Source organism: Achromobacter sp. UMC71, assembly GCF_014170305.1.
Lineage (GTDB): Bacteria > Pseudomonadota > Gammaproteobacteria > Burkholderiales > Burkholderiaceae_B > Achromobacter.
Map to the genome: position 1 here is coordinate 52448 of NZ_LZZT01000007.1, position 15829 is coordinate 68276.

The 15829-nt window shown below is 67.8% G+C and carries 14 protein-coding genes and 1 riboswitch; of the genes, 6 read left to right on the top strand and 8 right to left on the bottom strand.

All coding sequences use genetic code 11. From position 1 onward, the window contains the following. Positions 1 to 1308 carry a phosphate regulon sensor histidine kinase PhoR gene (phoR, locus tag A9974_RS02735; protein WP_183002622.1) on the bottom strand — a complete coding sequence of 436 codons (1308 nt, stop codon included), beginning with the start codon at positions 1306 to 1308 and terminating at the stop codon, positions 1 to 3. A 12-nt stretch (positions 1309 to 1320) separates the two neighbouring features. After that, on the bottom strand, positions 1321 to 2019 hold the full coding sequence (gene phoB, locus A9974_RS02740; protein WP_006386862.1) for a phosphate regulon transcriptional regulator PhoB: 699 nt from the start codon (positions 2017 to 2019) through the stop codon (positions 1321 to 1323). 162 nt (positions 2020 to 2181) lie between these two features. Between phoB and ubiE the strand changes: the two genes are divergently transcribed. The 6 genes from ubiE (at position 2182) to rfaE2 (ending at position 8108) form a co-directional block, all read left to right on the top strand. Next, positions 2182 to 2958: a bifunctional demethylmenaquinone methyltransferase/2-methoxy-6-polyprenyl-1,4-benzoquinol methylase UbiE gene (gene ubiE / locus A9974_RS02745; RefSeq protein ID WP_183002623.1), complete on the top strand. Its 777-nt coding sequence runs from the start codon at positions 2182 to 2184 to the stop codon at positions 2956 to 2958. Positions 2959 to 3136: 178 nt separating this feature from the next. Continuing rightward, positions 3137 to 4135, top strand: a complete 999-nt coding sequence (locus A9974_RS02750) for a Tim44 domain-containing protein (RefSeq protein ID WP_183002624.1) — start codon at positions 3137 to 3139, stop codon at positions 4133 to 4135. Positions 4136 to 4350: 215 nt separating this feature from the next. Further along, positions 4351 to 4989, top strand: coding sequence for an SCP2 domain-containing protein (locus A9974_RS02755; RefSeq protein ID WP_183002625.1), 639 nt, complete (start codon positions 4351 to 4353; stop codon positions 4987 to 4989). Positions 4990 to 4992: 3 nt separating this feature from the next. Beyond that, entirely contained in the window at positions 4993 to 6546 is a 1554-nt protein-coding gene (gene ubiB, locus A9974_RS02760) for a ubiquinone biosynthesis regulatory protein kinase UbiB (RefSeq protein WP_183002626.1), read from the top strand. A gap of 181 nt (positions 6547 to 6727) precedes the next feature. After that, positions 6728 to 7606: a ferritin-like domain-containing protein gene (locus tag A9974_RS02765; RefSeq protein WP_183002627.1), complete on the top strand. Its 879-nt coding sequence runs from the start codon at positions 6728 to 6730 to the stop codon at positions 7604 to 7606. 13 nt (positions 7607 to 7619) lie between these two features. Further along, complete coding sequence (gene rfaE2 / locus A9974_RS02770; protein ID WP_183002628.1) at positions 7620 to 8108, top strand: D-glycero-beta-D-manno-heptose 1-phosphate adenylyltransferase; 489 nt, start codon at positions 7620 to 7622, stop codon at positions 8106 to 8108. A gap of 108 nt (positions 8109 to 8216) precedes the next feature. On the opposite strand, the gene A9974_RS02775 is transcribed toward rfaE2, so the two are convergent. The 6 genes from A9974_RS02775 to A9974_RS02800 all read right to left on the bottom strand — a co-directional run bounded on the left by A9974_RS02775 (position 8217) and on the right by A9974_RS02800 (position 15492). After that, positions 8217 to 9545: a TolC family outer membrane protein gene (locus A9974_RS02775; protein WP_183002629.1), complete on the bottom strand. Its 1329-nt coding sequence runs from the start codon at positions 9543 to 9545 to the stop codon at positions 8217 to 8219. A gap of 114 nt (positions 9546 to 9659) precedes the next feature. Beyond that, positions 9660 to 10340 (bottom strand): protein-L-isoaspartate O-methyltransferase, encoded by a 681-nt coding sequence (locus tag A9974_RS02780; protein ID WP_183002630.1) that lies wholly within the window; start codon positions 10338 to 10340, stop codon positions 9660 to 9662. Between the two features lie 194 nt (positions 10341 to 10534). Continuing rightward, positions 10535 to 11377, bottom strand: coding sequence for a bifunctional hydroxymethylpyrimidine kinase/phosphomethylpyrimidine kinase (gene thiD, locus A9974_RS02785; RefSeq protein ID WP_183002631.1), 843 nt, complete (start codon positions 11375 to 11377; stop codon positions 10535 to 10537). After that, entirely contained in the window at positions 11374 to 12183 is an 810-nt protein-coding gene (locus tag A9974_RS02790) for a thiazole synthase (protein WP_183002632.1), read from the bottom strand. The genes thiD and A9974_RS02790 overlap by 4 nt, the downstream gene beginning before the upstream one ends. Positions 12184 to 12406: 223 nt before the next feature. Continuing rightward, on the bottom strand, positions 12407 to 13312 hold the full coding sequence (locus tag A9974_RS02795; RefSeq protein ID WP_183002633.1) for a cobalamin-binding protein: 906 nt from the start codon (positions 13310 to 13312) through the stop codon (positions 12407 to 12409). Positions 13313 to 13449: 137 nt separating this feature from the next. Then, on the bottom strand, positions 13450 to 15492 hold the full coding sequence (locus tag A9974_RS02800; RefSeq protein ID WP_183002634.1) for a TonB-dependent receptor: 2043 nt from the start codon (positions 15490 to 15492) through the stop codon (positions 13450 to 13452). A gap of 94 nt (positions 15493 to 15586) precedes the next feature. Next, positions 15587 to 15765, bottom strand: a riboswitch (cobalamin riboswitch). Between the last annotated feature and the right edge of the window lie 64 nt (positions 15766 to 15829).

Consider the following 15829-nt stretch of genomic DNA (forward strand, 5'->3'; position numbering starts at 1 on the left):
TCAGGCCGGCAGGGCGACGGCGATGCGGTCGGGCGGAAAGCGCAGCGCGAACAGGCTGCCTTTGCCCGGCTCGCTGCTGATGAGCAGCTCGGCGTCGTGGCGCATGGCGATGTGCTTGGTGATGGCCAGGCCCAGGCCCGTGCCGCCGACGGCGCGCGAACGGCCGCGGTCGACCCGGTAGAAGCGTTCGGTCAGGCGCGGGATGTGGCGGGCGGGGATGCCGATGCCGGTGTCCTGCACGCTATAGCGGCCGCCGCCGTCGGGCTCGCGTTCCCAGCGTACGGTGATGGTGCCGCCGTCGGGCGTGTAGCGCACGGCGTTGGTCAGCAGGTTCGACAGGGCAGAGGTCAGCTCGGTTTCGGCGCCCAGCACGTCCAGCGTGTCGTCGATGTGCCATTCCCACACATGGCGTCCGCCGGACAGGGCCTCGATCTGCTGGCGCGCCTTTTGCAGCAGCGCGCCCATGTTGACCGCGCGCGGGTCGCTGCCCGGCGACGATTCCAGGGTCGACAGCGTCAGCAGGTCTTCGACGATGGCCTGCATGCGCTGGGCCTGCTCGTGCATCATGTCGATGTACTGCGCGCGCTGTTCGGGCGGCAGGGCGTCGGCCGGCATGTCGCGCAGCGTTTCCAGGAAGCCCGCCAGCACCGTCAGCGGCGTGCGCAGTTCGTGCGAGACGTTGGCCACGAAATCGCGGCGCGTGGTTTCCAGGCGTTCGATCTGGGTCACATCGCGGGTGATCAGCAGGCGCTGGTTGCTGGCGTAGGCGGTCAGCTGCATCATCATCAGCCGTTCCTGGCCGTTCTGGCCCAGGCGCACCAGGATCGGGTCGGGCCAGGACGCGCGATGCGCGTATTCGACGAATTCCGGCGCGCGCAGCAGGTTCAGCAGATTGTGGCCGCGGTCGGCGGGCAGGCGCAGGCCCAGGTGCTGGCGCGCCATGCGGTTGCACCAGTCGATCTGGAAGTCTTCATTGAGCGTCACCGCGCCGTCCGGCAGGGCCTGGGCGGCCGCCAGCATGCCTTGCATGGTGTCGCGGGTTTCGGTCAGCTCGCGGGCGCGGGCCCGGGTGTAGCGGTAGAGCGGGGCGAGGATGTCGTCCCAGGGGCCCACCGAGGCGGGCGGGGAGGTGTCCGGGTGTTTGGCCCAGTGGGAAACCAGATGCAGGCGCCAGCTGCGCCAGAGCAGCATGGCGGCCAGCGAGACGGAAAACACGATCCAGCCCGCCGGGTCTCCAATGAGCCATTGCGCCAATAGTGCCACCGCCGCCCACAGGGCGACCAGGAAGAGGGTACGCAGCCAGATCATCGTGCGGGAGTTTTACCGCGCCGGGACCTGTGCCGTAAACCGGTAGCCGCTGCCGCGCACCGTTTCCACGTGGGCGTCATGGCCGCTGGGTTCCAGCGCCTTGCGCAGGCGGCGGATGTGCACGTCCACCGTGCGCTCTTCGACGAAGACGTGGTCGCCCCAGACCTGATCCAGCAGCTGCGAACGGGAAAACACCCGTTCCGGGTGGGTCATGAAGAAGTGCAGCAGGCGGAATTCGGTGGGGCCGATCTGCAGCGACTGGCTGTTGCCCGACAGGCGGTGCGTCACCGGGTCGAGCTTCAGGCCGCCGACGTCGATCACGTCATCGGTCAGCTGCGGCGCGCGGCGGCGCAGCACGGCCTTGATGCGCGCCATCAGCTCCTTGGGCGAGAAGGGCTTGGTGATGTAGTCGTCGGCGCCGGCTTCCAGGCCGTCCACCTTGTCCTGTTCGGACCCCTTGGCGGTCAGCATGATGACGGGGACGGCGCGGGTGCGCTCGTCGTTGCGCAGCTTGCGCGCCATGGCCAGGCCCGAGGTGCCGGGCAGCATCCAGTCCAGCAGGATCAGGTCGGGGAGTTCGGCGCGGATCAGGGTCTGGGCCTGGTCGGCGTCGAAGGCGCGCAGCACTTTGTGTCCGGCGAAGGACAGGTTGACGGCGATCAGTTCCTGGATTGCGGGTTCGTCTTCGACAACGAGGATAGTGCTGGACATGGCGGATAGGGCACGCTTCTGAGCGCCGGCGCGGCGCGAACATTGCGATAGTATGGCCGCAATATTTCAGGTATGTGACCGCGGGGCGCTCCATGGGGCCGGCAAGCGGCATCTGGCGGGCTCCCGATAGGCTACCATTGAACGATATATCGGGAATTCACCATGCAAAACCCCTCCGAATCGCAACATTCCGCGGATTCCGCCTCGCAATCGACCCATTTCGGCTTCCAATCCGTCCCGGAAACCGAAAAAGCCCGCAAAGTCGCCGAAGTCTTCCACTCGGTGGCGCAGCGCTACGACATCATGAATGATTTCATGTCGGCCGGCCTGCACCGCGTCTGGAAGGCCTTCACCATCGGCCGCGCCGCCGTGCGCCCCGGCATGAAGGTCCTGGACATCGCCGGCGGCACGGGCGACCTGGCCAAAGCCTTTGCCAAGCGCGCCGGCCCCACGGGCGAGGTCTGGCTGACCGACATCAACGATTCCATGCTGCGGGTTGGCCGCGACCGCCTGACCGACGCCGGCCAGCTGGTGCCCACGGCCGTCTGCGACGCCGAGCGCCTGCCGTTCCCGTCGGGTTACTTCGACCGCGTCAGCGTGGCCTTCGGCTTGCGCAACATGACCCACAAGGACCGCGCCCTGGCCGAAATGACCCGGGTGCTCAAGCCGGGCGGCAAGCTGCTGGTGCTGGAATTCTCGCGCGTGGCCAAGCCGCTGGCGCCCGCCTATGACTGGTATTCCTTCAACGTGCTGCCCTGGCTGGGCAAGAAGGTCGCCAAGGACGAAGCCAGCTACCGTTACCTGGCCGAATCCATCCGCATGCACCCCGACCAGGACACCCTGGCGGACATGCTGCGCACCGCCGGTCTCGAGCGGGTGCAGTACTTCAACCTGACGGCCGGCATCGCCGCCCTGCACGAGGGCGTGCGCCTGGGCTGACCGCCCCGGGTTGACACGGCATTTCTTCGCCCCACGGGGAACTTGTGGGGCGGCGTCTTGTCCGTTATTCTTACGTCATTCAGATTAATGTAAGAAAGTCGCGCTGAGGGCTGCACGATCCGTGCAGCTTCCTGCTGCTCGGGGCAGCAGGGGCGCGAGTACGAGGGAGCAAAAATCCATGAACAAATTCTGTTTCTCGCGGTTTGTCGCCGCGGCGCTCATCGCCATCTCCGGCGCTGCGCTGGTGACGGCGTCGTTTGACGCCGAAGCCCGCCGCGCGGGCGGCGGCTCCAGCGTTGGCCGTCAATCGTCCAACGTGACCCAGCAGCGCCAGGCCACCACGCCGCCGTCGGCTGCCAGCAACACCGCGGGCGCCACCGCGGCGCCGGCGGCTGCCGGTGCCGCCACGGCCGGTGCCGCCGGCGCTGCCGCCAAGAGCGGCGCGTCGCGTTGGCTGGGCCCCATCGCCGGTATCGCCGCCGGCCTGGGCATCGCCGCCCTGTTGTCGCACATGGGCCTGTCCGGCGCTTTCGCCGAATTCCTGTCGTCGGCGCTCCTGATCGCCGTGGCCGTGTTCGCCATCATGTTCATCATCCGCCGCCTGCGTGGCGCGGGCCCCCGCCCGGCGACCCAGGGCGCCTTTGGCGGCGCCAACAACGCGCCTGGCCAGCCGCAGCAGCCCATGTGGCGCGAAACGCTGAAGCCGGCCGCGCCGGCCGCGGCACCCGTCGCCGCCGCGGTGGCGGCGCCGGTGGCCAACCTGCCCAAGCCGGGGGAAGACGGCAACTGGTTCGTGCCGGGCGATTTCGATACGCCTGCCTTCCTGAAGCAAGCCAAGGAACAGTTCGTGCGCATCCAGGCTGTCTGGGACAGCGGCAGCACCGACCGTCTGCGCGACTACCTGACCGACGACCTGATTACCGAGCTCAAGCCGCAACTGGCCGAGCGCGGCGCGGCCCCCAACAAGACCGAAGTCGTGTTGCTGAACGCCGAACTGCTGGGCATCGAAACGGTGTCCGACGGCCACCTGGCCAGCGTGCGCTTCTCGGGCATGCTGCGCGAGGCGCCCGGCGCCGAGGCCTTCCGCTTTGAAGAAGTCTGGAACCTGTTCAAGCCCGCCAACGGCGGCTGGCTGCTGGCCGGCATCCAGCAGATTCCGGTGGAATTCGCCAGCTAGGCAGGCCGGCGGCATTCGCCAGACAACGCGGGGGCCTGGCGGCCGCCCGCTACAACCGGCCCTCCAGGGCCGGTTTTTCCATCCGCGTTTCCTCCGTCCTGCCTGCGTCCGCGCAAACGGCGTCCAGTCTCCCAGGAACAGCCCCCCATCTAACCCGTTACACTCCCGATTTACCCATCAACTTCGTCACCCCGTTTGCGGGGCTGCGGACCGTCATGTTGCCTTTCTCGTTTCTGCCCACTCCCTCGCGGCTGGCTGTGAACGCGCTCGACGCCCTGTTGAAGCGCGAAGACTGGGCGCGCGAGCGCTTGGCGCGCCATGCCGGCAAGACCGTGCGCTTCGCGCTGGGCGGATTCACGCTGGGCCTGACGATCGACAGCGAGGGGCTGGCCGCCCAGGCCGACCCGGCCGTGGTGCCCGACGTGACGCTGACCGTCGCGCCCGAGAAGCTGCCGCTGCCGCGCCTGGGCGCGGGTGGCGAAACGCCTGATTTCGCCGAGGCCACGCACATCTCCGGCGATGCGGCGCTGGCCCAGGTGGTGGCGGACCTGTCCAAGCAACTGCGCTGGGACCCCGAAGACAGCCTGGCCCGCGTGGTGGGCGACATCCCCGCGCTGCGCATCGCGAGCGGCTTGCGCGCGGCCGCCGGCGGCGCCCGCAAGGCCAGCCAGCGGTTCGCTGAAAACGTGTCTGAATACCTGGCCGAAGAAAGCGGCATGCTGCTGGGCCGCCCCGCGCTGGAACAATGGCGCCTGGACCTGGCCGAACTGAATGCCCGCGCCGATGCCGTGGCGCGCTCGGCCGCCGCCCTGCAATCCCGTCTGGCCACGGCCAGCGCCAAGCGGGGCGCCTGATCCATGTTCCCTTTGCTGCGCCTGTTACGCATCATCCTGGTATCGCTGCGCTATGGTCTGGACGAGCTGGTGCTGTCCAGCCTGAACCATCCCCTGGCCACTTGCCTGCTACGCGTCATCCGGCTGGGCACCCGCCCGCGCCAGCCGCGCGGCCAGCGGCTGCGCATGGCGCTGGAATCGCTGGGTCCGATTTTCGTGAAATTCGGCCAGGTGCTGTCGACCCGCCGCGACCTGATTCCCGCCGACATCGCCAACGAGCTGGCGCTGCTGCAGGACCGCGTGCCGCCGTTCCCGTCGGCCCAGGCGGCGGCCTGCATCGAGGCCGCGCTGGGCGCGCCGCCTGAAAAGCTGTTCGCGCAGTTCCAGGTCGATCCGGTGGCGTCCGCCTCCATCGCGCAGGTGCACTTCGCGGTGCTGCACGACGGCCGCGAAGTCGCGGTCAAGGTGCTGCGCCCGGGTATGCTCAACATCATCGAAAAGGATCTGTCGCTGCTCAAGATCGTGGCGCGCATCATCGAGCGCCTGGGCGCCGATGGCCGCCGGCTCAAGCCGCGCGAGGTGGTGGCCGAGTTCGACAAATACCTGCACGACGAGCTGGACCTGGTGCGCGAGGCCTCCAATTGCAGCCAGCTGCGCCGCAATTTCGGCCCGGAATCCGGCCGCGGCGACATGCTGATGGTGCCCGAGGTCATCTGGGAATACACCGCGTCCACCGTGTTCACCATGCAGCGCATGTACGGCGTGCCGGTGGGGCAGGTCGAGCGCATGCGCGAGCTGGGCATCGACATCCCCACGCTGGCCCGCACTGGCGTCGAGATCTTCTTCACCCAGGTGTTCACCGACGGCTTCTTCCACGCCGACATGCATCCGGGCAACATCTACGTGTCCGACCGGCCCGAAACGCTGGGCAGCTATATCGCGCTGGACTTCGGCATCGTCGGCTCGCTGTCCGAGTTCGACAAGAATTACCTGGCGCAGAACTTTCTGGCCTTCTTCCATCGCGACTACCGCCGCGTGGCGCAGTTGCACATCGAGTCGGGCTGGGTGCCGCCTGACACGCGCGAAGAAGAACTCGAAGGCGCCGTGCGTGCCGTCTGCGAACCCTATTTTGATCGCCCTTTGTCCGAGATTTCGCTGGGTCAGGTGCTGCTGCGCCTGTTCCAGACCTCGCGCCGGTTCAATGTCGAAATCCAGCCGCAATTGGTGCTGCTGCAAAAGACATTGCTGAACGTCGAAGGCCTGGGGCGGCAGCTGGACCCCAACCTGGATCTCTGGAAAACCGCCAAGCCCTATCTCGAACGCTGGATGCGCCAGCGGGTCGGCATCAAGGGCCTGCGGCAGAGCCTGGAAAAAGAAGCCGTGCAGTGGTCGCAGATGCTGCCGGCCCTGCCCAGGCTGGTCCATGACCACCTGAACCGCCCGAACGTATCGCCGGCCCTGTTGGCCGAGATGATCCAGTTGCGGCGGGCCCAGGAACAGAGCAACCGGCTGATCGCAGCGCTGGTTGGCGTGCTTGCCTTGGCGATCGGGGTCGCCTTATGGGCATTGACGCGATAGGCGGCGCGATGGTGTAGTGCGATCCCCCTGTCATGTTTCATTCATGAAACAGTCATCATAGCTTCGCGGGAGACGGCGAAAAATAGCGCTGCGGCGGCCAATGCAGCGTCACGCCAGCAAGCGCGTGCGCCATTCATTAATTTCTATAGCCCCACTAGCGGGACGAAAACAAGGGCAGAACATGCTTTATCCTGAACTCTTCAAGACCATGGAAGCGGTGCGCTGGAATATGGCGCACGATATTCCCTGGGGGGATTTTGATCGCAGCAAGCTCTCGGACGAGCAGGCCCAGACGATCAAGATGAACGCCATCACCGAGTGGGCGGCGCTGCCGGCCACCGAAATGTTCCTGCGCGACAATCGCGGCGACAGCGATTTCTGCGCTTTCATGTCGGTGTGGTTCTTCGAAGAGCAAAAGCATTCCCTGGTGCTGATCGAATACCTGCGCCGCTTCTGCCCGGACCTGGTGCCCACCGAAGAAGAGCTGCACAACGTGCGCTTCGAATTCGACGTGGCCCCCGAGCTGGAAACGCTGATGCTGCACTTCTGCGGCGAAGTGCGCCTGAACCACTGGTACCGCCGCGCCGCCGAATGGCATACCGAGCCGGTCATCAAGGCCATCTACAAGACCGTGGCCCAGGACGAAGCCCGCCACGCCGGCGCCTACCTGCAATACATGCGCCGCGCGCTGCACAACCGCGGCGACGACACCAGCGTCCAGGCGCGCCTGGCGTTTTCCAAGATCGGCGTGCTGATGGCGTCGGCCGGCCGTACGCAGCAAGCGCTGCACCCGACCAACCTGCACGTCAACAAGGACCTGTTCCCCAACGACACGGTGCAGTCGCGCCTGCCCGAGCCGGGTTGGCTCGAGCACTGGCTGGACACCCAGATCCGCTTTGACGGTGTCTGGGAACAGAAGGTCGCCACCCGTATCCTGCACATCCTGTCCAAGCTGATGGACCGCAGCTTCGAGACGGTCAAAGACCTGAATCGCTACCGCAAGGAAATGACCGCCCTGGTCGTGCCCAAGGAAAAGGAAATCATCCTGGCCGGCGCCTGAGTACAATCGCGCCATGCCAGCCGCCCGTTTCGAATCCAAAGTCCTGTCCCGCGACGACTGCGTCGCCGCCGTCGCTGCCGGCCGCCTGCCGCGGCCGCTGGTGTTCACCAACGGCGTCTTCGACATCCTGCATCGCGGTCATGCCACCTATCTCGACCAGGCCGCCCAGTTGGGCGCCACGCTGGTCGTGGCGGTCAACACCGACGAATCGGTGCGCCGCCTGGGCAAGGGCGACGAACGCCCCTTGAACCGCATGGAAGATCGCGCCGCGCTGCTGGCGGCGTTGGGCTTTGTGACGGTGGTGACCTCGTTCCACGAAGACACCCCCGAGGCCCTGATCGGTCAGCTCAAGCCCGACCTCATCGTCAAGGGCGGCGACTACGACATGGAAAAATTGCCCGAAACCGCCCTGGTCAAATCCTGGGGCGGCCGCGCGGTCGCCATTCCGTTCGAGTTCGAGCGTTCCACCACGGCGCTGGTCAAGAAGATCCAGGGCGCGTAGCCGCAAGGCGGCAAGCGCAAACGATAAAGGCGGCCGGCAGGCCGCCTTTATCGTTTGCGCCGCGGGTGTTGTCTGGTACTGCCGCCGGCATGCGGGTTCAACAGGCGCTCAGCGTGGTTCGCGCAGCAGCCGGTTGATTGCATCCAGGTCGGTCTCGGCCAGGATGCCGCTGGTGGCCTTCAGGCGCAGCCCGGCCAGCACCGTGCTGTAGCGCGCCAGCGCCAGGTCGCGCTGGGTGGCGTAGAGCTGCTGCTGGGCGTTGAGCACGTCCAGGTTGATGCGCACACCGACTTCGTAGCCGGTCTGGTTGGCCTCGACCGCCGCGCGGCTGGATTTTTCGCCAGCCTCCAGGGCCTGGATGCGGGCCAGGCCGCTGGTGACGCCGCTGTAGTACTGGCGGGCGGCCTGCACGGCTTGGCGGCGCGCCGCCTCGAAGTCGTGGCGGGCCTTTTGTTCGAGCTGTACTTTTTCGGTGACCTGCGAGGACACGCCGCCGCCCGAATACAGCGGAATCGACAGCACCACGCCGATGCTGCTGTCGATGGGCTTGCCCGGAGCGCCGTTGCGCATCACGGCGTCGCTGGCGCTGCCGCTGGTGGCGCGCAGGTTCAGGGTAGGGTAGTGGCCGCTCTTGGCGATCTGGATCTCGCGCCCGGCGATGCGGGTCAGCAGTTGAGCGCGCAGGACGTCCAGACTGGATGCCTCGGCCTGGGTGCTCCAGTCGGCCACGCGGGCCGGTTGCGGCGCGGGCAGCCGGACGCCTGGCGGCAGTTCGGCCAGGGCGCCGGGCGGGCTGCCGATGATCTTGGCCAGCTCGTCGCGCCGCACGTCCAGGTCGTTCTGCAGGCGCAATTCCTGGGCCACTACCAGGTCGTAACGCGCTTGCGCCTCGTAGGTATCGGTGATGGTGGCGTTGCCCAGCTCGAAGTTGCGCTTGGCCGATTCCAGCTGGCCGGCCACGGCGGCCTTTTCGGCTTCGGTGGCGGTCAGGGTGTCCTGGGCGTACAGCACATTGAAGTAGGCATCGGCCACGCGCAGCAACAGGTCCTGGTAGGCCTGTTGCAGCTGGACTTCGACATCGGCGACGACCAGCTTGGACTGCTCGAAATTCTGCCAGCGGCCCCAGTCGAACAGGGGCTGGGTCAGCGCCAGGTCCCAGACGCCGCGGCCGCCGCTATAGGCGACGCCGCCGCGGGTGCTGCGGGTCTGCTGGTAGGCGCCGCCGGCGCCCGCCGAGACTTCGGGCAGCAGCAGGGCGCGGGCCTGGGGTTCTTTTTCCAGGCCGGCGCGGTAATTGGCGCGGGCCGAGGCATAGAGCGGATCATTGCCCAGGGCGGCCTGCCAGACCTGCAGCAGGTTCTGCGCGGACGCGGGCGACGGGCCGACGCTTGCGGCGGAGGTAAAAACCAGTAAAGCCGTAAGCAGTCGGACGCGCATGATCTGTCAGGAGGAGGGGTGTTGCTCCAGGAAACCGGGGTCTGAGGTTCCGTTGCCGGCCGATGGGGCGCGGAGCGGAAGGGCGGGGCCGTCAGGGCCCCGTCCAGTGGGAACTCAGAACTTGAACTGCGACACCGTGGCGCCGCGCAGGGGCTTGACGACCGTTTCGAACAGATTGACGGTCTCGAAGCTGGCGGCGGTGGTACGGGTGATGCGACAGGCGGTCATGACCGGGTTCTGGCCCACGATGACCACCAGGCGGCCGCCCACGCGCAGCTGGTACTTCAGCGCATCCGGCACGACCGGCACCGAGCCGGTGACCAGGATGGCGTCGTATTCGGTGGAGCCCCAGCCGTTGCGGCCGTCGCCGGTTTCGACCTTGACGTTGGTGACGTTGTTCATCTGCAGGTTCTGCTGCGCGAACGTGACCAGGCGGCTGTCGATTTCGACGGAGGTGACCTGTTGCGCCAGGTAGCCCAGCAGGGCGGCCTGGTACCCGGAACCGGTGCCGATTTCGAGCACGCAGTCGCTCTTGCTCAGTTGCAGCTCCTGCGCCAGGCGGGCTTCCACCTTGGGCGCGAGCATGGTCTGGCGGGTGTTGACCGCGTTGATTTCCAGCGGCAGTTCCAGGTCGGAAAAGGCCAGGGCGCGCAGGGCGGGCGGCACGAATTGTTCGCGGCGCACGTCGAACAGTGCTTGCAGCACGTTGGCGTCCAGGACATCCCACGGGCGGATCTGCTGTTCCACCATGTTGAAGCGGGCTTGTTCTACGTCGGGCAGGGTCGAAGCGTTCATGACGGTCAGAAAAAACAGAGGAATCAACTGACCATTGTACCGATTCGTAGCGTCCTGTGACGGCCCGGGCTCAGCCGGAAAAGTTACAGCCGGGCGTCAGCGCCCGGAATCCCGGCGAGGCGGCGGGCGCCGCGCCGGATGTAACCGCGCTGGCAGGCAAGGCGCCGTCGCAGGCCGCGCCGCCCGCCGGGGCGTCACCACCACGCGTGGAAGTGGTGCACCGGGCCGTGGCCGGAGCCGACCGACAAGCGCTCGGCGTGGCGGATGGCTTCGGTCAGGTAGGCCTTGGCGCGGCGGGCGGCCTCGGGCACGTCCTCGACCTGCGGCAGCAGGGCGGCCAGGGCGGCCGACAGGGTGCAGCCGGTGCCGTGGGTATTGGCGGTTTCGATGCGGTGGCCGGGCAGCTCGATCATGCGGTCGCCATCGTGCAGCAGGTCGATGGTTTCGTTGCCGGGCAGGTGGCCGCCCTTGACCAGCACCCAGCGCTGGCCGGAATGCGCCATCTTGTTGCGCAGGCGCTCGGCCACGCGCCGCATTTCCTTGACCGTCTCGACCGGGCGCTCTTCGAGCAGCACGCCGGCTTCGGGCAGGTTGGGCGTGAGCAGGGTGGCCTGCGGCAGCATGGCTTCGCGCATGGCGCCGACCGCGTCGCGTTCGAGCAGCAGGTCGCCGCTCTTGGCGACCATGACCGGGTCCAGCACTACGTGGGCCGGGTTCCATTTGGCGAGTTTTTCCGCCACCACCTGGATCACCGGCTTCTGGCCCAGCATGCCGATCTTGACCGCGTCGATGCGGACATCGGCGAACAGCGTGTCGATCTGCAGGCCGACAAAATCCGGCTGCACGGGCGAAATGCCGGTGACGCCCTGGGTGTTCTGGGCGGTCAGGGCGGCGATGACGGCGCAGCCGTAGGCGCCCAGGGCGCTCATGGCCTTGACGTCGGCCAGGATGCCGGCGCCGCCGGAGGGGTCGACGCCCGCGATGGTCAGCGCGTTGGGGATGGGGCGCTCGCCGGCGGCCGCTTGGCGCGTGCTCATTTGGCGGCGCCGGGGGCGGCGGTGATCAGGCCTTCGGTGGGCGAGCTGGGCGCGCCGCTGTACAGCTTCTTGGGCATGCGGCCGGCCAGGAAGGCTTCGCGGCCGGATTCCACGCCCTTTTTCATGGCGCTGGCCATCAGCACCGGGTCGCGCGCGGCGGCGATGGCGGTGTTCATCAGCACGGCGTCGCAGCCCAGTTCCATGGCGATGGCGGCGTCGGACGCGGTGCCCACGCCGGCGTCCACCACCACCGGCACGCGGGCCTGGTCAATGATCAGGCGCAGGTTCCAGGGGTTCAGGATGCCCATGCCCGAGCCGATCAGCGAGGCCAGCGGCATGACCGCCACGGCGCCCATGTCTTCCAGCATGCGGCATTGGATGGGATCGTCGGTGCAATAGACCATGACCTTGAAGCCTTCGTCGACCAGGGTCTTGGTGGCCTTGAGCGTTTCGGGCATGTTGGGGAACAGGGTGTGCGAGTCGCCCAGCACCTCCAGCTTGACCAGGTCATGGCCGTCCAGCAGTTCGCGGGCCAGGCGCAGCGTGCGCACGGCGTCGTCGGCCGAATAGCAGCCGGCGGTGTTGGGCAGCAGCGTGAACTTGGACGGCGGCACGTAGTCCAGCAGGTTGGGTTCGCCCGGGTTCTGGCCGATGTTGGTGCGGCGGATGGCGACTGTGACGATCTGCGTGCCGCTGGCGTCCAGCGCCGCGCGGGTCTGTTCGAAGTCCTTGTACTTGCCGGTGCCGACGAGCAGGCGCGACGAATAGGTGCGGCCGGCGATGCTGAGAGTGTCTTGAGTGGTCATGGCGGTGTTTCAAAGAGCGGGTGCGCGCTGCGGGACCCGCGGGGGCTGGCTGATGATCGGGCGGATCAAGGGATTGATCACGGTAACGCGAATCATAAAGCACCGAGGCGCGCGGCCGTTCCAGAAACCGCGCTTCCTGTATGGCGGCGGCTGCGCGGGCGGCGGGAAGATGCCGCGCATGCCCCTGCGGCCTGTGCCAGGCGCCTGCGGGTGTCACCAGGCTTCAAGAAGGCGCGCGCACGCGGTCCAGGTCCGCGCATAGCTGTTCGGCGGCGTCGATCAGCCGCGGACCGGGGCGGTACAGCGCGTCGGCGTCGATGCCGTACACATGGCCGGCCACGGCTGCGGGCAGGCCCATGCCGCGCCAGGCGGCCAGGTTGCGGGCGGTGTCGGCCGGCGTGGCCACGCCGGCCAGCACGGCGTCCGGGCGCGCGGCCAGCACGTTTTCCAGGCCGACCTGCGGCGCCACCACGGGCGCCTGGCCGAACACGTTGACGCCGCCGCACAGGCGCAGGGCGTCGCTGACGATGCTGGCGTGGTTCAAGGTGTAGATCGGGTCCAGCCCCGCCTGCACGAACACGCGCACGGGCTTGCGCGATGCGTAGCGCGCGGCCAGCGCGTCCAGCCGGGCGCGCAACGCCTGGGCCGCGGGCGCGGCGGTCGATTCCGTGCCGAACAGCACGCCCAGCCGCTCGATGGCGTCGGCAATGGCGGCCAGCGTCTGCGGATCGCTGTAATAGACCGGCACGCCCAGTTTGTCCATCACGCGCGCCAGCGGCGCGGCGGCCGAGGGCTGCCAGGCGATCACCAGGTCGGGCCGGACGGAAGCCACGCGCTCGGGGTCGGGTTGGGTGCCGTCGCCGATGACCGGCAGCTGGCGGGCGGCGGGCGGGTAGTCGCTGCCGCGGATGGTGGCGATCAGGTAGCCGCCGGCGCCCGCGGCGTAGACCAGTTCGGTGGCATGCGGCGCCAGGGTCACCGCGCGCCGGGCCGGGGCGGCCAGGGTGATGTCGCGGCCGCGGTCGTCGCGGGCATGGATCGCGGTGGAATCCACCGCACCGGCCACGGCTGGCCCGAAGGCCAGCAGCAGCCTCAGAAGGGAGAGGGGAATCGTGCGACGGAGTGTCATGCGGGGAAGGCCAAAAAAATAGTCGGCGCGAAACGCCGACTATATCGGATAGCCGCCCGGGGGCTCGTTAGCACGGTATCGCTGCGTCGCGCCGCGCATGCGCGGCGCGACGTTCCCGGGCGGTGCGCCGCGGCAGCTCAGTAGCGCACGGTCAGCGAGGCGTAGAAGTTGCGGCCGGGCGCGGGGTACAGGTTGTAGTTGGCAACCGGGCCCAGCATCTCGAACGACGCGTTGCCGCCGCGGATGCCGTACGTGGCGTACTTGCGGTCCAGCAGGTTGTTCACGCCCAGGGCGCCTTCGATATTGCGGGTGAACTTGTAGGCCACCTTGGTATTGAAGAGGACGTAGGCGTCCAGTTGCGTGTCGAACTGGTTGGCCTGGTCGTTGTCCATGCGCGACTTGCCTACGTATTGCGCCGACACGTTCCACAGGAAGGCGTCGGTGGGGCGCCAGGTCACGCCGGCGTTGGCCAGCCACTTGGGCGCCAGCGGCACGGTCTTGCCCGACAGGTCCACGCCAGCGTAGGTGCCCGAGCGGAACTGCGCCTGCATCCAGGTCACATTGGCGTCCAGCGTCACGCTGCGGGTCAGCGCGTGGTGGCCTTCCAGTTCGATGCCTTGGCGGCGCGTCGGATCCAGGTTGGTGTTGGCGCCGGTGCCCGGGCCCCACATGCCGTCGGCCAGCGGGTTGTACTGGATCTCGTTGGTCAGGTCATAGCGGAACCACGACAGGCGGGCGCTGCTCTTGTCCGAGGCCCAGGTCACGCCCAGTTCCTTGTCGGTGGACGTCTGCGGCGCCAGCGGCGACTGCACCGACAGCGCTTCGTCGGCGTTGGGCAGGCGGAAGCTGCGGCCGACCTTGCCGTACAGGCCGAAGCCGGCGGCCAGGTCCTGGCGCACGCCCAGTTGCCAGGCGGTCAGGTGATGGCCCTTGTCCGATTCCTCGCCCGAGCCGGAAATCACTTCCAGCTTGTCCGAGGCGTACTGGCGGCGCACGCCCATCGTCACGTAGGTGCTGTCGGTGGCGCGGATCTGGCCTTCGGCGAACAGGCCGTACTGGTGCTGGCGCGACTGCCACTTGGACGGCGTGAAGTCGTAGTAGGCGTTCTGGTCGGCGCTGGTCTTGGCCTCTTGCGCATCAGCGCCGAAGACGACGCTGTGGCCGCCGGTGATCGGCAGGCGGTAGCGCAGGCTGGCCAGGTTTTCTTCCAGCTTCTGCTTGCGCAGGGTGTCGCCGAAGCCGTCGTACGACAGGCCGTTCAGCTTCTTCTCGCGGGTCGATGCGTCGGCGTACAGGGTGCCCACGCCGATCTGCTGCTCGACCTGCAGGCCGAAGGTGGTGGTGGTCGTCTTGATGTAGTCGACCTTGTTCTTGGCGCCGCGCGGGTCGCTTTCGAACTGGTTCTCGCCGGTGGTCGGGTTGATCAGGCGCGGGCCCGGCAGGTCCAGCTTTTGCGTGGTGGTGTTGCCGTACAGGCGGATCGAGCCGTTGTCGTGGCGGAACGTCACGCCGCCGCCGCCGCCCTCTCGGCTTTCGCCGCTGTGGTCGCGGTAGCCGTCGCTGTGCAGCGATTGCAGGTAGGCGTCAACGCCTACCTTCTGGTTGTTCATGGCCACGGCGGCGTCGTACTGACGCAGGCCGTAGCTGCCGAAGGTGGCGGTGGCGCGGGCGGTCACCGGCTCTTTGGAGAAATCCTTGCGGGTGATGATGTTGATCACGCCGCCGGTCGTGCCGCCGCCGTATTGCACCGAGCCGCTGCCGCGCACGATTTCCACGCGTTCCACCTGGTCCAGCGGCACCACGCCCAGGCTGGGCGCCGACAGGTCGTTGGTGTTCTGCTTGACGCCGTCGATCATGATCAGCGTGTTGCTGGCGCCGGTGATGCCGAAGCCGCGCAGGTCGACGATGGCGTTGTCGCTGGCGCTGCTGGTGTTGATCAGGTGGATGCCGGCCTGGGTCGACAGCAGGTCCTGCATGGTGCGCGCGCTGCTGGCGGCAATGTCGTCGGCGGTGATGACCGAGATCGACACGGGCAGGGTGCGGCCGTCGGTCGGCACGCGCTGGGCGGTGACGGTGATGGCGTCGAGTTCGGACGGGGTAGCGGCTTGCTGGGCTGCCGACAGGGCGGGAGCGGAACAGAGCAGGGCGCCGGCGTAGCGCCGGATGGAGCGGGATTTCATCTACGTAACCTCGATGCGACCCGCGACCCCGCAGGTCAATCACGATGGGGAGGAGGCCCAGGCCTGCGGCGACCCCTTGAGGGCGCCGGGCGGACATCCTGGCGATCGAACAGGCCGGTATCGGGCTGCCATGGGCGCGTCGCGCGCATGGTGACCGTTGCGGGGGCAGCACAGGTCGGATGCCGGGCCGGCCGGCCTTGTGGGCGGCGCGGCGTGGCGTCTTCCTGTTTCCCGTTTACCTTCCGCACGCAGGCCGGCAAGTGTTGCGTTCTTGCCTGCCCTGTTGCGCCGAAAGCACCGGTTCGGGGCCGAAACTGTATCACCGGGGGGCGGGATC

Bases quoted from the DNA above. Each gene is read 5' to 3' on its own strand.
- A9974_RS02755 (WP_183002625.1), top strand. From the start codon at position 4,351: ATGTTGCCTTTCTCGTTTCTGCCCACTCCCTCGCGGCTGGCTGTGAAC.
- A9974_RS02795 (WP_183002633.1), bottom strand. From the start codon at position 13,312: ATGACACTCCGTCGCACGATTCCCCTCTCCCTTCTGAGGCTGCTGCTG.
- A9974_RS02765 (WP_183002627.1), top strand. From the start codon at position 6,728: ATGCTTTATCCTGAACTCTTCAAGACCATGGAAGCGGTGCGCTGGAAT.
- phoB (WP_006386862.1), bottom strand. From the start codon at position 2,019: ATGTCCAGCACTATCCTCGTTGTCGAAGACGAACCCGCAATCCAGGAA.
- A9974_RS02800 (WP_183002634.1), bottom strand. From the start codon at position 15,492: ATGAAATCCCGCTCCATCCGGCGCTACGCCGGCGCCCTGCTCTGTTCC.
- A9974_RS02790 (WP_183002632.1), bottom strand. From the start codon at position 12,183: ATGACCACTCAAGACACTCTCAGCATCGCCGGCCGCACCTATTCGTCG.
- ubiB (WP_183002626.1), top strand. From the start codon at position 4,993: ATGTTCCCTTTGCTGCGCCTGTTACGCATCATCCTGGTATCGCTGCGC.
- ubiE (WP_183002623.1), top strand. From the start codon at position 2,182: ATGCAAAACCCCTCCGAATCGCAACATTCCGCGGATTCCGCCTCGCAA.
- phoR (WP_183002622.1), bottom strand. From the start codon at position 1,308: ATGATCTGGCTGCGTACCCTCTTCCTGGTCGCCCTGTGGGCGGCGGTG.
- rfaE2 (WP_183002628.1), top strand. From the start codon at position 7,620: ATGCCAGCCGCCCGTTTCGAATCCAAAGTCCTGTCCCGCGACGACTGC.
- thiD (WP_183002631.1), bottom strand. From the start codon at position 11,377: ATGAGCACGCGCCAAGCGGCCGCCGGCGAGCGCCCCATCCCCAACGCG.
- A9974_RS02775 (WP_183002629.1), bottom strand. From the start codon at position 9,545: ATGCGCGTCCGACTGCTTACGGCTTTACTGGTTTTTACCTCCGCCGCA.
- A9974_RS02780 (WP_183002630.1), bottom strand. From the start codon at position 10,340: ATGAACGCTTCGACCCTGCCCGACGTAGAACAAGCCCGCTTCAACATG.
- A9974_RS02750 (WP_183002624.1), top strand. From the start codon at position 3,137: ATGAACAAATTCTGTTTCTCGCGGTTTGTCGCCGCGGCGCTCATCGCC.